The 17,014-nt window shown below is 36.5% G+C and carries 16 protein-coding genes; 6 read left to right on the top strand and 10 right to left on the bottom strand.

Annotated features, from left to right (window positions below):
* Window positions 1-56: 56 nt before the first annotated feature.
* From EGH73_RS11990 to smpB, 3 genes are all read right to left on the bottom strand, one after another.
* Window positions 57-797 carry a YebC/PmpR family DNA-binding transcriptional regulator gene (locus EGH73_RS11990; RefSeq protein ID WP_123282041.1) on the bottom strand — a complete coding sequence of 247 codons (741 nt, stop codon included), beginning with the start codon at window positions 795-797 and terminating at the stop codon, window positions 57-59.
* Window positions 798-901: 104 nt separating this feature from the next.
* On the bottom strand, window positions 902-2,410 hold the full coding sequence (locus EGH73_RS11985; protein WP_123282040.1) for an OmpA family protein: 1,509 nt from the start codon (window positions 2,408-2,410) through the stop codon (window positions 902-904).
* A 67-nt stretch (window positions 2,411-2,477) separates the two neighbouring features.
* Entirely contained in the window at window positions 2,478-2,942 is a 465-nt protein-coding gene (smpB, locus tag EGH73_RS11980; protein WP_123282039.1) for an SsrA-binding protein SmpB, read from the bottom strand.
* 71 nt (window positions 2,943-3,013) lie between these two features.
* On the opposite strand from smpB, the gene EGH73_RS11975 reads away from it, so the two are divergent.
* A complete protein-coding gene (locus tag EGH73_RS11975; RefSeq protein WP_123282038.1) occupies window positions 3,014-4,636 on the top strand; it encodes an ABC-F family ATP-binding cassette domain-containing protein in 1,623 nt (540 codons plus the stop codon).
* A 358-nt stretch (window positions 4,637-4,994) separates the two neighbouring features.
* Here the strand turns inward: EGH73_RS11975 and rodA are convergent, their stop codons facing one another.
* The 5 genes from rodA to EGH73_RS11950 form a co-directional block, all read right to left on the bottom strand.
* A complete protein-coding gene (gene rodA / locus EGH73_RS11970; RefSeq protein ID WP_123282037.1) occupies window positions 4,995-6,224 on the bottom strand; it encodes a rod shape-determining protein RodA in 1,230 nt (409 codons plus the stop codon).
* A complete protein-coding gene (locus EGH73_RS11965; RefSeq protein WP_123282036.1) occupies window positions 6,221-8,248 on the bottom strand; it encodes a peptidoglycan D,D-transpeptidase FtsI family protein in 2,028 nt (675 codons plus the stop codon). The genes rodA and EGH73_RS11965 overlap by 4 nt, the downstream gene beginning before the upstream one ends.
* Before the next feature lie 84 nt (window positions 8,249-8,332).
* Window positions 8,333-8,839 carry a rod shape-determining protein MreD gene (locus tag EGH73_RS11960; RefSeq protein WP_123282035.1) on the bottom strand — a complete coding sequence of 169 codons (507 nt, stop codon included), beginning with the start codon at window positions 8,837-8,839 and terminating at the stop codon, window positions 8,333-8,335.
* Window positions 8,829-9,683, bottom strand: coding sequence for a rod shape-determining protein MreC (gene mreC, locus EGH73_RS11955; protein WP_123282034.1), 855 nt, complete (start codon window positions 9,681-9,683; stop codon window positions 8,829-8,831). Before mreC ends, EGH73_RS11960 begins: the two co-directional genes overlap by 11 nt.
* 91 nt (window positions 9,684-9,774) lie before the next feature.
* Window positions 9,775-10,800: a rod shape-determining protein gene (locus tag EGH73_RS11950; RefSeq protein ID WP_123282033.1), complete on the bottom strand. Its 1,026-nt coding sequence runs from the start codon at window positions 10,798-10,800 to the stop codon at window positions 9,775-9,777.
* Window positions 10,801-11,060: 260 nt separating this feature from the next.
* Here EGH73_RS11950 and hemA point away from each other — a divergent pair, with 260 nt between their 5' ends.
* The 4 genes from hemA to hemE all read left to right on the top strand — a co-directional run bounded on the left by hemA (window position 11,061) and on the right by hemE (window position 15,308).
* Window positions 11,061-12,350 carry a glutamyl-tRNA reductase gene (gene hemA, locus EGH73_RS11945; protein ID WP_123282032.1) on the top strand — a complete coding sequence of 430 codons (1,290 nt, stop codon included), beginning with the start codon at window positions 11,061-11,063 and terminating at the stop codon, window positions 12,348-12,350.
* Entirely contained in the window at window positions 12,319-13,227 is a 909-nt protein-coding gene (gene hemC / locus EGH73_RS11940) for a hydroxymethylbilane synthase (RefSeq protein ID WP_123282031.1), read from the top strand. Before hemA ends, hemC begins: the two co-directional genes overlap by 32 nt.
* A 134-nt stretch (window positions 13,228-13,361) precedes the next feature.
* Window positions 13,362-14,045, top strand: a complete 684-nt coding sequence (locus tag EGH73_RS11935; protein ID WP_123282030.1) for a uroporphyrinogen-III synthase — start codon at window positions 13,362-13,364, stop codon at window positions 14,043-14,045.
* 237 nt (window positions 14,046-14,282) lie between these two features.
* Window positions 14,283-15,308: a uroporphyrinogen decarboxylase gene (hemE, locus tag EGH73_RS11930; protein ID WP_123282029.1), complete on the top strand. Its 1,026-nt coding sequence runs from the start codon at window positions 14,283-14,285 to the stop codon at window positions 15,306-15,308.
* 36 nt (window positions 15,309-15,344) lie between these two features.
* Here the strand turns inward: hemE and EGH73_RS11925 are convergent, their stop codons facing one another.
* Together EGH73_RS11925 and EGH73_RS11920 are read right to left on the bottom strand one after the other, a co-directional pair.
* Window positions 15,345-15,644 carry a hypothetical protein gene (locus tag EGH73_RS11925; protein WP_123282028.1) on the bottom strand — a complete coding sequence of 100 codons (300 nt, stop codon included), beginning with the start codon at window positions 15,642-15,644 and terminating at the stop codon, window positions 15,345-15,347.
* 97 nt (window positions 15,645-15,741) lie between these two features.
* Window positions 15,742-16,230 (bottom strand): YkgJ family cysteine cluster protein, encoded by a 489-nt coding sequence (locus EGH73_RS11920; protein WP_089770737.1) that lies wholly within the window; start codon window positions 16,228-16,230, stop codon window positions 15,742-15,744.
* A gap of 259 nt (window positions 16,231-16,489) precedes the next feature.
* Between EGH73_RS11920 and EGH73_RS11915 the strand changes: the two genes are divergently transcribed.
* On the top strand, window positions 16,490-16,870 hold the full coding sequence (locus EGH73_RS11915) for a group III truncated hemoglobin (RefSeq protein WP_089770738.1): 381 nt from the start codon (window positions 16,490-16,492) through the stop codon (window positions 16,868-16,870).
* Window positions 16,871-17,014 lie beyond the last annotated feature (144 nt).

Raw genomic sequence — 17,014 nt, 5'->3', positions numbered from 1 at the left:
AGGGTTTTTCAGTGACCTCCTTTTTAGTCGGGATTTTTTATGTTTTGATTTCTATATTATATGGATTCCAATTGTTCTTCTGTGAACTCCATATTGTGAAATACGTTCTGAACATCGTCATCTTCCTCAAAGCGTTCTAGCATCTTCATATTGGCTTTGAACTGGTCATCGGTCATTCCCTTGGTATTATTGGGAATTCTTTGTAATTCGGCACTTTTTGCCTCGATTCCGAGTTCATCTAACTTATGAGACATTGAACCGAAATCTTCGAAAGCAGTTGTAATTAATACTTCGTTTTCGTCCTGATCAATTTCTTCTGCGCCACCGTCAATCATTTCCATCTCGAAATCATCCCATTCAGACTTAATTTGAGATTTATCAATCGTAAAAATCCCTTTTCTGTCGAATATAAAAGCTAACTCGCCATTCTTACCTAAGTTACCGTCAAACTTATTAAAAATAGCTCTAACGTTAGCTACAGTTCTGGTTGGATTGTTAGTAGTACATTCTACAAAAAAAGCTACACCACCTTGTCCGTATCCTTCGTAGGTGATTTCTTCGTAATTTTCAGCGTCTGCACCACTTGCTTTTTTTATTGCCCTTTCTACATTATCCTTTGGCATATTGGCACCTTTAGCATTCTGAATACATCTTCTGAGTGCAGGATTAGATTCTGGGTCTGTTCCGCCCGCTTTTACTGCGAGTGCAATATCCTTACCTATTTTTGAAAATGTTTTGGCCATCTTATCCCATCTGGCCATTTTTGAAGCTTTTCTATACTCGAACGCTCTTCCCATTTTGTGATTAATTTATTTGTACAAAAATACTGAATTATAGAAACAAAAAAAATACCTCCAATAAAATTGGAGGTATTTATATTTAGAAAATTAATTATTTAAAATTATTTTTTCTTTTTAGCTGGAGCTTTTTTCTTAGCTGGAGCTTTTTTCTTAGCTGGAGCTTTTTTCACAACTTTTTTCTCAACTACTGGAAGATCTGATTTTCGAAGAGCGTCCCAAGCTGCACCATTTACAGCTTCAACAACTACTTTTCTGTCAGCTTGTCTTTCAGCATCAGAAGCTGTAGCAGGAACTTTAGCATCTCTCTTACCAACTCCAACTGATTTTAATTGGCTTGGGTTAACTCCTCTTGATTCAAGAGCTTTAACAACTGAAGCAGCTCTCTCTCTAGAAAGTTTCAAGTTATATGCTTCAGATCCTTTAGCGTCTGTATGACCAGTTACAAGGAATGTAGCATCTTTAGCACCTCTCAAGATTTCAGCAGCCTGATCCAATTTACCATTAGATTCTGCTCTTAGAGTAGCTTTGTTGAAATCAAACAAAATATTTTGTAATGCTCCAGTCGCTTCAGTAGCATAAGCTGCTGCTGGCTTAGGACATCCTTGATATTCTGGAAGTCCAGGAACTGTAGGACAAGCGTCATCTTTATCAGGGATTCCGTCACCGTCAGTATCTGGCCAAGGACAACCGTTGTTTTCTGCTGGACCAGGAACTGTAGGACAAGCATCGTCTTTATCTAGTACACCGTCACCGTCTGTATCTGGCCAAGGACAACCGTTGTTTTCAACTGGTCCTGGAACTGTAGGACAAGCATCGTCGATATCTGGGATACCGTCTCCATCTGTATCAGGACATCCTTGGAACTCAGGTAAACCTGGGGTATCTGGACATCTGTCATATTTATCAGGGATACCGTCTTTATCTCTGTCAGTATTTCCAAATCTGAATAATAATGAAGCGGAAGCTTGCCAGAAATTAGGAACGTTAGTTTTATCAACTGGAGTTGTTACATAATCTCCTTGTACACCTAAACCGAAGTTTTTAGTTATCCAGAAGTTAATACCAGCACCTGTACTTACAGTAAAGTGATTTGCTTTTCCAGTAAGATCACCATCCTCATTGTATTCTCCATAAACCTCACCAGATTTAGTATCCGTTCTTGGGAAAGTAAGACCTGTATAGTCGTGTCTTAGATAGTTAGCTCCAACTCTCAAATACGGATCAAACCAAGATTCTTCATCCCAAAGCAGACCTGCCGCTTTGAATTGAAGACCAAGACCTGTCATCAAGAAAAATTCTTTATCCATACCCAATCTCTTGTTGTCAACATTTCCAACAGTTGTTTGCCAGTCAAGAACTAAACCTTTTCCAAGGCTTCTTGCAACCGTCAATTTAGATAGTGGTGGTGTAATTGAATATTTTGATACACCAAATAAATTTTCTTTAAAATTGTTGAATGAGAACGTATTGCTGAAATTATTTCTTTGAGCAACGTGATTCACTCCATGAGCACCTACACCGATCACCCAAGGATTGGTAGTAGTTTGTGCGAAAACAGTAGAGGCTACAGTAAGTGCCAATGCTGAAATTCCTAATTTTAGATTTTTCATAGAATTAAATGATTAAATAATTGATAATGCAAAATAAATATAATTTTTCTTTATAAACAAAGTTTTTTTAGTTTTTCTTTAACAATCGCTGAATGTTGACTTTATCCTCTCTATCTTTTATGGCTTCTCTTTTATCATAGAGTTTCTTCCCTCTTGCAAGGGAAACCAGAAGTTTTGCCTTACCATTATTATTAATATAAAGCTTTAGAGGGATTATAGTATTACCAACATCTTTTAACTTTTTTTTAAGTTTTTGCAATTCGTAATTATGCAGTAGCAACTTTCGTTCCCTTTTTATTTTATGATTATAAAAAGTACCTAGTTTATACTCATCTATCATCATATTAATGACATACAGTTCATCCTCAATAAACTGGCAAAAGCTTTCTGTAATGGATGCTTTGGAAGATCGAAGAGATTTTATCTCTGTCCCTGTCAGTACAATACCAGCTTCATATTCCTCTAGAATTTCATACTCAAAACGAGCACGTTTATTGAGAATATTAACAGTTTTTTCAATTTTAACTTTCATATGTTAATGCTTAGTGAGAATTCACTATCCCAACTTATTTTCGTAATTTTGCAACAAATTTACAAAACAATATGTTAACAGTATCTAATTTATCATTACAGTTCGGGAAGAGAGTTCTCTTTGACGAAGTTAATATAAAATTCACGAAAGGAAATTGTTATGGGATAATTGGTGCAAACGGCGCCGGGAAATCGACCTTTCTAAAAATATTGAGTGGAAAGCAGGAATCCACTTCCGGTAATGTTTCATTGGAACCTGGAAAAAGAATGTCAGTTCTGGAGCAGGATCACTTTGCTTATGATAATTTCACAGTCCTAGAAACTGTTCTCAGAGGAAACAAAAAGCTCTTCGAGATCAAGGAAGAGATGGATGCACTTTATGCTAAAGAGGATTTTTCTGACGAAGACGGAATCAAAGCAGGCGAATTGGGTGTACTTTATGATGAAATGGGTGGCTGGAATTCCGAGGCTGATGCACAAACAATGCTTTCTAATGTTGGAATCAAGGATGATATGCATTGGCAAATGATGTCGGAATTAGAAAACAAGGACAAAGTAAGAGTTTTACTAGCCCAGGCATTGTTCGGAAACCCGGACGTTCTGATTCTGGATGAACCTACCAATGACTTGGACATCGCCACTATTGCCTGGCTAGAAGATTTCCTTGCAGATTATGAAAACACCGTAATTGTTGTATCTCACGACCGTCACTTCTTAGATGCGGTTTGTACGCATATCGGAGATTTGGACTATTCTAAATTGAACCTTTATACTGGAAACTACTCTTTCTGGTATCAGGCATCTCAATTAGCAACGAGACAAAGAGCTCAGGCTAATAAAAAAGCGGAGGAAAAGAAAAAAGAATTACAGGATTTCATCGCAAGATTCAGCTCCAACGTAGCGAAGGCGAAACAAGCCACTGCACGTAAAAAGATGATCGACAAACTAAACATCGATGATATCAAACCGTCATCAAGACGTTATCCTGCGATTATTTTCGATATAGAAAGAGAAGTGGGCGATCAGATCCTGGATGTAAAAGGTCTTGAAAAAACAAAAGACGGCGAATTACTATTCTCCAATATTGACCTCAACCTTAAGAAAGGTGATAAAGTAGCTGTTATTTCCCGAAATTCATTAGCTATAACAGAGTTTTTCCAAATCATTTCCGGCACTATGGAAGCGGATAAAGGCACTTACAACTGGGGCGTAACAACCAACCAGTCTTACATGCCATTGGATAATACAGATTACTTCCAAGAAGATGCAAACCTGGTAGATTGGCTAAGACAATTTACTAAAAACGATGAGGAAAGACACGAAGAATTTATGAGAGGTTTCCTTGGAAGAATGTTATTTTCAGGAGACGAAGCACTAAAATCTTGTAAAGTTCTTTCCGGAGGCGAGAAAATGCGTTGTATGTTCAGCAGAATGATGCTTCAGAAAGCGAATGTTCTTCTTTTGGATGAGCCGACCAACCACTTGGATCTGGAAAGTATTACTACATTGAACAACTCCCTGAGTAACTTCAAAGGAAACATTTTGCTATCCTCTCATGACCACGAATTGCTGGAAACGGTATGTAACAGAATCATCGAGCTGACGCCAAAAGGTATCATCGACAGAGATATGACTTACGATGAATATCTTGCAGACAAAAAAATAAAAGAACTGCAAGAGCAGATGTATTCCTAGTTCTCGATTAAAAAAAATTTATAAAAGCATTTCGCACTAGAGATGCTTTTTTTATTTTATTTCAGCTCGTTTTTGAGTATGGAGATTTAGATTTTTAAAATAAAGCTGATTAATTTTGAAATAAGACCTCATGCTTCATATAACTTCAAAAAAAATGGTTGAACAGGTAGGTAAAGATTTTTTTACTTTAACAGAATATAAGGACAATATTGAGAACTTTTTATCGGACCGATTTTAATATCAAATCCAACAAAACGTCTCCTAACCTAAAAAGATTGACTTCGTCGAACACTCCATACGCTAGGGAGAGGAAGCTGGATTAAACTGACGAAATAGGAATATAATAATTTAGCTTCGTTTAAACGAGGCTGTTTTTGTCTGCATAATTGAGCTTAAAGAAAATAAATGTCATAATAGAAAATGCCAAAAGCGAACTTCCTCCATAACTAAAAAATGGAAGAGGAATTCCAACCGTAGGAAAAAGTCCCATAACCATTCCAAGATTAATAGCAAAGTGAATTAATAAAATGGAGGCAAAACAATACCCAAAAACCCTATTGAATGTTGCTTTCTGATTTTCTGCCAGATAATAGATCCTACCTATAAAAATGACATAGCAAAGAATCAAAACCGTACTTCCTATAAAGCCCCATTCTTCACCAACTGTACAGAAAATGTAATCCGTTTCCTGCTCTGGAACGAATTTGCCTTGTGTTACAGAGCCCTGTTTATAACCTTTTCCAGTAAGTCCGCCGGAACCAATGGCTGTTTTAGAATACAGCAAATTGTAGCCTGAGGTATCCCGGAATGCTTTTTCACCTTTGTATAAAACTTCTATCCTTTCCCGCTGGTGTTTTGGTAATTTTGTCAAGATGTACGGTGAGCCATAAGATAAAGCACTTAAAAGTCCGACTGTCAAAACAATTGCAATGATGTACAGCACATTCCCCTGAATCCTGTAAAAATTTAGAAAAACAAAAATAGCTGCAATAACTAAAATCGCAATGACTACATACAATGGATTAACGGCAATAGACACTAAAAAAACAGCAGCAAAAATAAATATTACGCCAAATAACCAACCTGATAATCCTTCTCTGTAAAGCGCCATGAGAAATGCAAAGAAGACTAACAAGGAACCAACATCGGGAATCATCAGAACCACAATTCCAGGTATTGCAACAATAGCTAAAGAGGTGTAAAGAACTTTTCTGTTATTGAGATTAAAATCGGGATTGGAAACATAATTGGCGAGCATCAACGCGGTTCCTATCTTCGCAAACTCTACCGGCTGCATTGTAAATCCTCCGAATTTATACCAGTTTTTCTGACCAAGAATCTCTGTCCCGAAAGGAAAAAGTCCCACCAAAAGTAAAACCCCACCTACATAAATTATGGCTGACATATTCTCAAAAAACTTCGTTCGCATAAAGAATATGATCATGCCTACAAAACAAGAGATACCGAAAAAAATCAGCTGCTTTTCTCCAAGCTCAGCCTTCACACTGTAGATATTAACAATTGCGAAGACACAAAGCAGGATATAAAGTGCAATGCCAAGTTTATCTATTCCTTCTGCCCATCTCATCTTGATTTAGTTTTTACTGGTTTAACTTTGGAGCTGTCTTTTTTATTTTTTTTATTTTCCAAAGCCTGAAGACTGTCTTTTGCACGCTTTAGTTTAACAGAATCTACTGGTGGTTCTTTATACCAGCCTTTCCTTTTCATGTCTGCAATATACTGTCTTCTATATTCAGGCATAAAACTGGAACTGATCATTTTTTTGTAAAGATGTTCTCTTTTCAGTTCTCCAGTTACATATTTTTCCGCAATAGTTGTACAGGCAGGTCCTGCCCATGTTGCACCAAAACCAGCGTGTTCCATAACTGCTGCGACTACAATTTTCGGTTTGTCAGCTGGAGCAATCAAAACAAAAATTGAGTTATCCTTTCCCTGAGGAACTTGTGCAGTTCCTGTTTTAGCCAATTGAGTAAAATCTTTAGACATCAGTCCGCGACCTGTTCCCCTCAGCATTACTGCTTCCATACCCTGAAGAACAACATTGTAAAATTGTGGATTCTGAACCAATGTCATATGTTTTTTCTTGAATCTGGGATCTGGATTTGGTTTTCCATCGATAGATTTCACCACGTGAGGTGTATAATACCATCCCTTGTTAGCAATAGCTGCTACAAAATTGGCCATTTGCATCGGCGTCAGAAGAACATCACCCTGCCCCATCCCATTATACAAAGCTCCGGTAGGCATTTCGTCCCAGTTTTTAAAATCTGTCCGTTTAGAACCGCTGGCTTTATAAATAGAAGCCATTCTCTTTTCATAAAATTTTCCAGAAGGAATTCTTCCTTTAGCCCCCACTGCCAAATCATTATTTAGATATTCACCTACCCCAAAACTATTGATGATTTTCTTCCATTCATCTACACCTCTGGATGGATTTCCGGGATATTTTTTTATAATAGCAAGATAGGCATACGTAAAATAACAGTTACTGGAAACCTGTATAGAAGGAATCAAAGGATCTGCACCACCGTGACCTTTGATGCTTTTTCCACGATAAAAAAATCCTCTTCCGCAAGGAAAAATTGTTTTGTCAGTCATCACACCCATTTCCATTGCTGCTAATGCTGTCAATAATTTGAACGTTGAGCCCGGCGGATAAGCTGCCTGAACGGAACGATCAAACGTCGGTTTATTTTCGTAGATTGTATCGTTGGCTAATCGGTAAAGATTTCGTGATTTATTGGGACCAGTAAAAAGATTCGGGTCAATGTCCGGCCCAGTAGCCATCGTAAGAATCTCGCCATTATTAGGATCCAATGCTACGATTGCGCCGTGCTTATTGACCAGCATTTCCTCGGCCATGCGTTGTAAATCATAATCAATCGTCAGCGTTAGATCTTTTCCTGTCACTACTTCTTTATCCAGCTCACCATTTTTGTAGGAACCGATACTTCTTTGGCGGATGTCTTTCTGAATATATTTCATTCCTTTCTCACCTCGCAGTTCTTTTTCGTACGCTTTCTCTATTCCGCTTTTCCCGATAATATCGCCGGGCAAATAGTATAAAGAGTCTTTCTTGATATCGTTATCATTCACCTGATTGGTATATCCCAAAAGGTTTCCGGAAGTATTGATCTCATATTGCCTTTGTGGTCTTGGAACAATTGCAAATGCAGGATACTTAAATATCAGCTCCTGAATTCTCGCCATATCTTCACGACTTAAATTTTTCATAAAAGTCATCGGCGTCAGTCGGGAATAATATTTTTCCTTCTCAATGTTCTTCATTGTAGTGATGAATTCCGGCTTTGTAATATTCATCAATTTACAAAACCCAATGGTGTCAAAATCGGGTTTCAGAAGTGCTGCTGTGTACGAAATCTCGAATGCAGGCTGATTACCAACCAGAATCTTTCCGTTTCTGTCAAAAATGACGCCTCTTGGCGGAATGACATATTCGATTTTGATGGATGTATTGGCTGCGTTCAGTGCATATCGGTCTGTGAACAATTGCAAATACGAAAGTCTTGCAATGAAAATAATTGCAATGACAGAAAGTGCGAGAATGATTTTTAGATATTGTGATTTCATATGTGCTTTTCTATTTTTTTAGGAGGACATATGCAACCTCGATGTCAAAGAAAATAACGATTGGTTTGTACACATTTTTTAGTTTCAGACTTTTTGCTTGATTTTAAAAGCTAATGTATAGGTTAATATAAATACAAACGAAATAACACTGGTAACTATTACATTAAATAAAATTTCAAAAAATCTGTTGAATTTAAAAAACTCGATAAACTGTACCAAAAACTGATGGATAAAAATACTGGTAATTATAAAAAATATGAACTGCGTCCACTGGATACTTTGGAAAGAAAAGAAATCCGTAGTGGTATCCGTAGACGTTCTGAATATAATGGTTCTGAAATATGCAATAACTGTCGTCGCAAACGCATTGATTCCCCATGTTCCAAGAAATGCATCTACACATAATCCTAGTAAAAAACTCAATCCTAAAAATTGAAACTGATTTCTAAAAAAAGGGTAAAACATCACGAAAACAGGATAAAGCACAGGAATATACTGACCAAACAATGTAATCCTGTTTAGAATAAAAATCTGAAAAGCTGTAAGCAATGCTATGAGAAGCAAGTCCGATGCAATGTTTCTACTGACCATCTTTTTTGATTTGTACTTTTAAGGTATCATCAATCTTCTGAACCTCAGATTTTTTAAGATTTCTAACCACAAAGACCTTACTTAATTTACCTATTTTCTCGCTCAACTCAACAGAAATATCCCAAAAACCAGTTTTGCTGTCCACTTGGTAACCAGCAACAGTTCCCACCATAATTCCGGCAGGAAAAATAGAAGATTTTCCATCGGTTACCACAGTGTCTCCCACTTTCAGCGGAACGTATTTAGGAACATCAGACAGTGTCATTGTACGGGAATCATCACCTTTCCAAGATAGTGTTCCGAAGTAACCGGACTTTTTAAGCGCTGCGCTGATCTTTATTTTGTTCATACTCAGTACAGACTGAACTAAAGCATAATTATCCGTCGTATTAATAACGATTCCGGCAATTCCCCTTGGTGCAATTACGCCCATCTTGGAATTAACGCCCTGAAGTTTTCCTCTGTTTATAGTAAAATAATTATCCTTCCTATTAATGCTGTTAAAGACTACTTCACCATCCACAAAAGTATAGATTTGTCCGCCCCCAATGGTATCATAAACTCTTCGGAAACTAGGATTTTTTGCATTTTCCTTTCCGTAAAGTTGCAGCATCAACGCTTTGTTTTGCACAACAAGGTCTTCATTGATTTGTTTCAACTTAAGATAAGATGTTCCTTCATCAATATAGCCCGAAACCCAGGAGTTGAAAGCTGCCGTTTTAGCTGCAAGGAAACTTTGTTGCATTGAGTTTTTGCTGAATATCAATACAACTGCAACCAATTGTAGAAATATGAAGAACACAAATAATGCATTCTTGGAAAAAAATCTCAGCAGAGCGCCCATCTAAGTTATAAAAGATAATTGATGATTGATAAATGATTCTCAATTCATAAGAGTTGAGATATTTACAATCAATTCAACTTTAAGAAGATTATTATTTGATTAAGAAATTGAATTTGCCCATATTTTTAAGAGCAATACCGGTTCCGCGAACCACCGCTCTCAATGGGTCTTCAGCAACAAATACAGGAAGTCCGGTTTTTCTGTGAAGCCTGTCTGCCAAACCTCTCAAAAGAGCACCACCACCAGCAAGATAAATTCCGGTTTTATAGATATCAGCCGCCAATTCCGGAGGTGTCAAAGATAAAGTTTCCATCACAGCATCCTCTATTCTGATAATCGACTTATCAAGAGCTTTGGCAATTTCTTTATAATTAACCATAATTTCTTTTGGCTTTCCAGTAATCAAATCACGGCCTTGTACAGGAATATCATCAATTGGAACATCCAATTCCTCCACCGCAGAACCAACCTCCAGTTTAATTCTCTCGGCTGTTCTTTCTCCGATATATAAATTATGATGTGTTCTCAGGTAATAAGCAATGTCATTGGTGAAAACATCACCTGCAATTTTCACAGATTTATCACAAACAATTCCGCCAAGTGCTACGACAGCAATCTCCGTTGTTCCACCACCTATATCGATAATCATATTCCCTTCCGGTTTCTGAACATCTATCCCAACTCCTATAGCAGCTGCCATTGGCTCATAAATCAAACGAACTTCTTTGGCATTCACTTTCTGAGCAGAATCTCTAACCGCTCTTTTCTCCACTTCAGTAATACCAGACGGAATACAAATGACGATTCTGAGAGCTGGCTGAAAAAGCTTTCCTTTGATGCCCGGAATCTGCTTTATGAATTCCTTAATCATATGCTCGGATGCGTGAAAATCTGCAATCACACCATCCTTCAGCGGACGTATTGTCTTGATGTCTTCGTGGGTTTTCCCCTGCATATGTTTTGCCTGCTCTCCCACTGCAATCGGCTTACCGGACGAACGCTCTATCGCCACGATAGAAGGCTGATCCACAACGATCTTGTTGTTATGTATAATTAGCGTATTTGCCGTTCCTAAGTCAATCGCAATCTCTTGCGTGAACATATCCAATAAACCCATTTCCGTTCAATAATTATTAAGTTTACAAAGATATAAATTTAGATACATTCTAAAGATTCAAATCAATTTTTTTTGGTTAAAATTTTATTAAATTTTCGTGTTGTACATTATCAAAATCGCAAAAAAAATTAGGTAAGCGATAGTTAGATATGAGCTTTGACTTAAGTATTTTACCAATTAATATAGATATAATCAATTCGGCAAACTGATATTCGTCATCAGCCTTAGTTTTAAAAATCGTAAATTTGTTCACTGAAAAAATGAGCCAGAGAAATAAATTTCACCAGACTTCTGATTTTGCCGTTCTCAGCATCAGCTATGAAAAAGCCGATGCCGAAACGCGAGGCCGTTTTGCATTCTTCGACGAACACATCAAATCTTTTGTGAATCAGATCCACGAGCAGGATTATGGTGATGCCTTTGTGGTGTCTACTTGCAATAGGACAGAAATCTATTCCACTACAAAAAATTACCTTCACATTGCGGAATTATACTGTAATACTGTAGGTGTAAGCCTTTCCGAATTCCTAAAATATGTAAATGTCATCCAGCGTGAAGATGCTTTGTTTCATCTTTTTCGCGTGGCCGCAGGTCTGGAAAGCCAGATTATTGGTGATTTTGAAATCGTTTCGCAGATCAAGAATGCTTATAATCGTTTTAAAAAATATAAGGATTTTTCGAATCCTTATCTCGAACGTGCGATTAACTCATCCATTCAGATTTCAAAAAGAATTAAAAATGAAACAGGAATCAGCACAGGTTCTGCTTCGGTTTCATATGCTGCGGTACATTATATATTGAATAATACGAGACACATCCACGAAAAAAAAATTCTCCTTCTAGGCGTTGGAGACATCGGACAAAACACCATTGACAATCTCGTAAAACATATCTATCAGCCCAAGATGAAAATAGCGAACCGTTCTTTTGAGAAAGCTGAGAAAATTGCCGACAAATATAAAATTCCACAAATCGATTTCAATCTTTTTCCAGAAGAACTAAAACAAACTGATGTTCTGATTGTGGCAACAGGCGCACAGAAATATATTATTGACGAATCCAATTTCCCTAAAGATAAAGAAATGCTGGTCATAGATTTATCCATTCCGAATAATGTTCAGAAGGAAATCGGAGAGCTGGAAAATGTTAAGTTAATAGATGTAGACCAGCTTTCCCAAACTATCAAGGAAACAATGGAACAGCGCAAGAAGGAAATTCCGAAAGCGGAAGGCATCATCAAAGAAATGGCGAAGGACTTTGTAGATTGGGAAAAGAAAAGAAAACTCGCACCTCAAATTAATCAGTTCAAAAACTCTTTGAAACAGATTGAGGAAAACGAAATGCGCAACATTCATAAGAAATTCCATTATGCTAAAATCGAAGATATGGAATTATCTAATAAATTGGTACAGAAAATAACCAACCGATTTGCAAAATACATCCTGGAAAATCCATTACGGGCGACTGAAGTCACCAAACTAATGGAAGAAATCCTAGACATCCATAAACAAGAATCCGATGAACAAAATAAGAATAGGAACCAGAAATAGTCCACTTGCGCTTTGGCAGGCTCAGGAAGTAGAATCAAAATTACAAAACCTTGGTTTTCAAACTGAGATTGTTCCTATCATAAGTTCTGGTGACAAAAATCTGGATCAACCGCTTTATGCATTGGGAATCACGGGAGTTTTCACAAAAGATTTGGACATCGCTTTATTAAATAAGGAAATTGACATCGCCGTTCATTCATTAAAAGATGTTCCAACGCAATTGCCGAATAATATTCAGATTTCTGCAGTTTTGGAAAGAGATTTCCCTGAAGATGTTTTGGTTAGAAATAATGATGCTCAACCTTTGGATTTAAACGTTCTGAAAATTGCGACCAGCAGTTTGAGAAGACGTGCTTTTTGGTTAAAAGAATTTCCCGAAACCGAATTCACAGACATCAGAGGAAATGTTCAAACCCGTTTGAAAAAACTGGACGACGGAATCGCTGATGCTACAATTTTTTCTTTAGCAGGCATCAAAAGAATGAATCTGGATATCACTTACGAGCAAATTCCGTTCTTATTACAAGCCCCTTCGCAAGGTGTAGTTGCTATTGCAAGTTTATCTGATAATGAAATTTTGCATGAATCTTTAAAATCGATTTCTCATAAAGAAACTGAAATCTGCGTAACGATAGAAAGAGAATTTCTGAAAACGCTGGAAGGCGGTTGTACTGCTCCAATTGGTGCAAAAGCTGAAATGTTGGATGGGCAAATCAGATTCATCGGAAGACTTTGTTCACTTGACGGAAAAAATTGCATTGAAACTGATGAGATTTTCGATTGGAATGATTCTGAAAACTTCGGAGAAAAATTAGCCAACAAAGTTTTGGAAAACGGAGGCAAAGAATTGATGGAAGAAATTAAAAAATCTTTGTAATTTTTTTAAATTCAACGTCCCTTTTGTCATTCCGTAGGAATCTCAACAGCTAAATTTAGATTCCTACGGAATGACAAAATAATGTTTTAATTTTACCAATGTCAGTCTGAGGTTCCCTAAGACATATAATTAATATGAAAATACTTTTCACAAAATCATTAGAAAAAGAAAAGGTTTCTGAGAAATTAGGAGCGGATTTTTCGGTTGATTTTGTTGAAGTCATTCATACTGAATTTTTAAAAACTAAATCTTTCGGTTTAAAAAACAATTCATTGATATTCACAAGCGTGAATGGCGTAAAAGCTTTTTTTGAAAATGGATTTTCTCCAAATGAAAACTTTGCCGAGCCGGAAAATTATAACAAAATCTACGTTGTTGGCTCACAAACTAAAAAGGAATTAAGACAACATAATTTCGGAACTTATAAGCTTTGCAAAAACGCAAGTGAATTATCACAATTCATTACCGAAAATTCTGTAAACGAAAAGTTTTTACATTTCTGTGGAAATATAGCGCTTGATATTTTGGACGAGCGATTGCCTTTGCAAAATATTTCTTACAAAAAAATCCCTGTTTATAAGACCGAACTACTTTACCCGAAAATCAATGAGAAATATCAGGCGATAGTTTTCTTCAGTCCGAGCGGAGTTCGTAGTTTTGCGAAGTTGAATCAATTGGATGATGTCAAGATTTTTTCAATTGGAAAAACGACGACTTCAGAATTGGAAAAACTAACTGATAATAAAATAATTACAAGCTCAAAAAATACTTTAACTGATTTGTTGAATTTGATTAATATTAATTTTAGTTCAAAATAAAAGTTTTTAAGATTATATAAATTAATAGCGTCGGGCTTCAGCCCGATGTCCATTATTAAAAGCAAATAGGCTTTAGCCAAAATCTAAGTTTCGGCTAAAGCCTCTTAGAAATTATATTTTTAAAATGGCCTAAAGCCCATTTCTATTGATGTTTTTAGTTGTTGCAAAATTTGCAATAACCCATTTTAAACGAACCGTTGCAAAAAAAGCAACATTTGAAAATAATTAAAAATAAAAATGATTAAAAACGACCTATATTTAAAGGCTCTTCGCGGAGAAACCGTAGAAAGACCGCCAGTCTGGATGATGAGACAAGCGGGAAGATACTTGCCGGAGTTCATCGCATTGCGCGACAAATACGACTTTTTCACAAGATGCCAAACGCCGGAATTGGCTTCGGAAATCACGGTGCAGCCAGTTAGAAGATTTCCTCTAGACGCGGCGATTTTGTTCTCCGATATTTTAGTGGTTCCACAAGCAATGGGAATCGATTTCAAAATGAAAGAATCGGTTGGACCTTGGCTGGATGAACCTATCAGAACTGCAGAACAAGTTGACAGCGTTATCGTTCCCGATGTAAATGATACTTTGGGTTACGTTTTCGATGCGATAGAAATGACTTTGGAAAAGCTGGACAACGAGATTCCTTTGATTGGGTTTGCCGGTTCACCTTGGACTATTTTCTGTTATTGTATCGAAGGTAGAGGTTCTAAGGATTTCAATATTGCGAAATCATTTTGTTTTCTACAGCCAGAAGCGGCGCACAAATTATTACAGAAAATCACGGATACAACGATTGCTTACCTGAAAAGAAAAGTAGAAAAAGGGGTTTCTGCGGTTCAGGTTTTCGATTCTTGGGGTGGAATGCTTTCGCCAGCAGATTATCAGGAATTTTCTTGGCAATATATCAATCAGATTGTTGAAGCATTGGCACCTTTGACTCACGTTGTGATTTTTGGAAAAGGCTGTTGGTTTGCTTTGGACGAGATGACAAAATCCAAAGCGTCTGCAGTGGGTGTGGATTGGACCATCACGCCAGAATTAGCGAGACAATTCACGAATAATGCTGTGACTTTGCAAGGAAATTTTGATCCGTCAAGATTACACTCGAAGCCGGAAACTATTAGAAAAATGGTTCACGAAATGATTAACCGTTTTGGAAAAGATAAATACATCGTTAATCTCGGGCACGGGATTTTACCAAATATTCCTGTTGAAAATGCCGAAGCTTTTATAAAAGCTGTGGTTGAATGGAAACCATAAACAACAAAAAATGAGCAAAATAATTTGCTCATTTTTTTATTCTAATTGTCCTAGCGCAAGTTCCTGAGGTTTTATTGATTCGTTATTCAAACCATCTCTTGTTGGTTGCATTCTTTTCCTAGTTTTATCATCTTCAATTTTCTGTCTTTGATTAAGATTGAATGTATCTTTCTTATTAATTTCCATAGTTTGATAAGATGTATCCATTTTCATCTCTGTCGATTTCAGATTTTTCTCTGCTTTCGATCTCATATTATCTTTTTTGGGAGTCGTTTGTGCGTTCATCAATAATGTTCCAAACATTAGAAATGCTCCCGTTATCATTAACTTTTTCATAACAATTTATTTAGTGTAGATAATTAGTTTCAAACACTAAACCATATTATGTTAAATTTAAGAAGCTATAAGATTTTTGGGAAAAGTTTAGTACAGCTTACTTATCCAGTAAACTCCTCATTTTTTCCACGAAAACATAAGCAGCGGGACAGATCAATGTATTTTTAAGAGTCAAGTTATTGATCTGATATATCTTCTTGCGATCTGTGTGAGGATATTCCCGACAAGCTTTGGGACGAACATCATAGATGGAACAAGTATTATCACCATTCAGGAAAAAGCAAGGTAAATTTTGAAGAACTTTGTCGTTATCTTCATCTACTCTCAGAAACTTGGATTCGAAGTCAGCTTGTTTCATTCGCAGATGTTTGGATATTCTTTCGATATCTTTTTCTGTATAAAGCGGACCTGCAGTTTTACAGCAATTCGCACAACTAAGACAGTCTATTTCCTCAAAGGTTTCTTCATGTTTTTCTACAACCAGATAATCCAGATTCTTCGGTGGTTTCTTTTTGAGTCCTTCTAAGAATTTCCGGTGTTCTTTCTGTTTTTGCAACGCTTGTTTTTTATAGAGATCAAGATCCATTTTGCAAAATTAATGCTTTCTTAGGAAAACATTAAATAATATAATCCGCACCAAAGCACAGAAAATCCTAATATAAAGAAAAATGACGATATCAAATCCTGCTTATTTCTTGTAAAAATGCTTGTAAAGCGTAACAGAGATGAAACCAATTATGACTAAGACCGGTAAAACTGTGAATATATACATAATATTGCTTTTACCAAATATACAAAAAAGTGAATATCATACTTTTAACTTCTATTTCCATAACTTTGTAATTATGAATGACATCACAACACGCCAGGACGTGGTATTATTGGTAAATCGTTTTTATGACCAGGTGATAAAAGATGACTTAATTGGATTCTTTTTCACTGACATTGCAAAAATAGACCTCAGCAAGCATCTTCCGAAAATGTATAATTTTTGGGAAAGTATTTTACTGGGAAATCCTGTTTATGAAGGAAACCCGATGCGTGTTCATTTTCCACTGAATGAAGTTACTGCTATGGAAGAAAAACATTTCAACCGCTGGCTGCAGGTTTGGGAGAAGACCGTGCACGATAATTTTGAAGGCGAAAACGCTGAAACTGCGATTACCAGAGCTTTGAATATTGCCAGAATTATGAGCTACAAAATGATAAATGCGAGGCGAAACTAAATTTTTAAACGCAAAGCTCGCAAAGTTTTTTCAAAATCACTAAATGTTTTAAGGTTAGAAAAGACGTAAAACTTATCAAAGAGAAACAAGTTTGTAACATTCATAGATATTAAAAGATATATCGACCTGTTGTGCATTTAGGAA

Origin of the sequence: Epilithonimonas hominis (assembly GCF_003730015.1) — a bacterium.
Lineage (GTDB): Bacteria > Bacteroidota > Bacteroidia > Flavobacteriales > Weeksellaceae > Epilithonimonas > Epilithonimonas hominis.
Note: the sequence above shows the minus strand (reverse complement) of the source record. Positions and strands in the feature narration are given on the sequence as shown.

Excerpts from the sequence above, each read along its gene's own strand:
- EGH73_RS11990 (WP_123282041.1), bottom strand. The coding sequence starts at position 797 with ATGGGAAGAGCGTTCGAGTATAGAAAAGCTTCAAAAATGGCCAGATGG.
- EGH73_RS11985 (WP_123282040.1), bottom strand. The coding sequence starts at position 2,410 with ATGAAAAATCTAAAATTAGGAATTTCAGCATTGGCACTTACTGTAGCC.
- smpB (WP_123282039.1), bottom strand. The coding sequence starts at position 2,942 with ATGAAAGTTAAAATTGAAAAAACTGTTAATATTCTCAATAAACGTGCT.
- EGH73_RS11975 (WP_123282038.1), top strand. The coding sequence starts at position 3,014 with ATGTTAACAGTATCTAATTTATCATTACAGTTCGGGAAGAGAGTTCTC.
- rodA (WP_123282037.1), bottom strand. The coding sequence starts at position 6,224 with ATGAGATGGGCAGAAGGAATAGATAAACTTGGCATTGCACTTTATATC.
- EGH73_RS11965 (WP_123282036.1), bottom strand. The coding sequence starts at position 8,248 with ATGAAATCACAATATCTAAAAATCATTCTCGCACTTTCTGTCATTGCA.
- EGH73_RS11960 (WP_123282035.1), bottom strand. The coding sequence starts at position 8,839 with ATGGTCAGTAGAAACATTGCATCGGACTTGCTTCTCATAGCATTGCTT.
- mreC (WP_123282034.1), bottom strand. The coding sequence starts at position 9,683 with ATGGGCGCTCTGCTGAGATTTTTTTCCAAGAATGCATTATTTGTGTTC.
- EGH73_RS11950 (WP_123282033.1), bottom strand. The coding sequence starts at position 10,800 with ATGGGTTTATTGGATATGTTCACGCAAGAGATTGCGATTGACTTAGGA.
- hemA (WP_123282032.1), top strand. The coding sequence starts at position 11,061 with ATGAGCCAGAGAAATAAATTTCACCAGACTTCTGATTTTGCCGTTCTC.
- hemC (WP_123282031.1), top strand. The coding sequence starts at position 12,319 with ATGAACAAAATAAGAATAGGAACCAGAAATAGTCCACTTGCGCTTTGG.
- EGH73_RS11935 (WP_123282030.1), top strand. The coding sequence starts at position 13,362 with ATGAAAATACTTTTCACAAAATCATTAGAAAAAGAAAAGGTTTCTGAG.
- hemE (WP_123282029.1), top strand. The coding sequence starts at position 14,283 with ATGATTAAAAACGACCTATATTTAAAGGCTCTTCGCGGAGAAACCGTA.
- EGH73_RS11925 (WP_123282028.1), bottom strand. The coding sequence starts at position 15,644 with ATGAAAAAGTTAATGATAACGGGAGCATTTCTAATGTTTGGAACATTA.
- EGH73_RS11920 (WP_089770737.1), bottom strand. The coding sequence starts at position 16,230 with ATGGATCTTGATCTCTATAAAAAACAAGCGTTGCAAAAACAGAAAGAA.
- EGH73_RS11915 (WP_089770738.1), top strand. The coding sequence starts at position 16,490 with ATGAATGACATCACAACACGCCAGGACGTGGTATTATTGGTAAATCGT.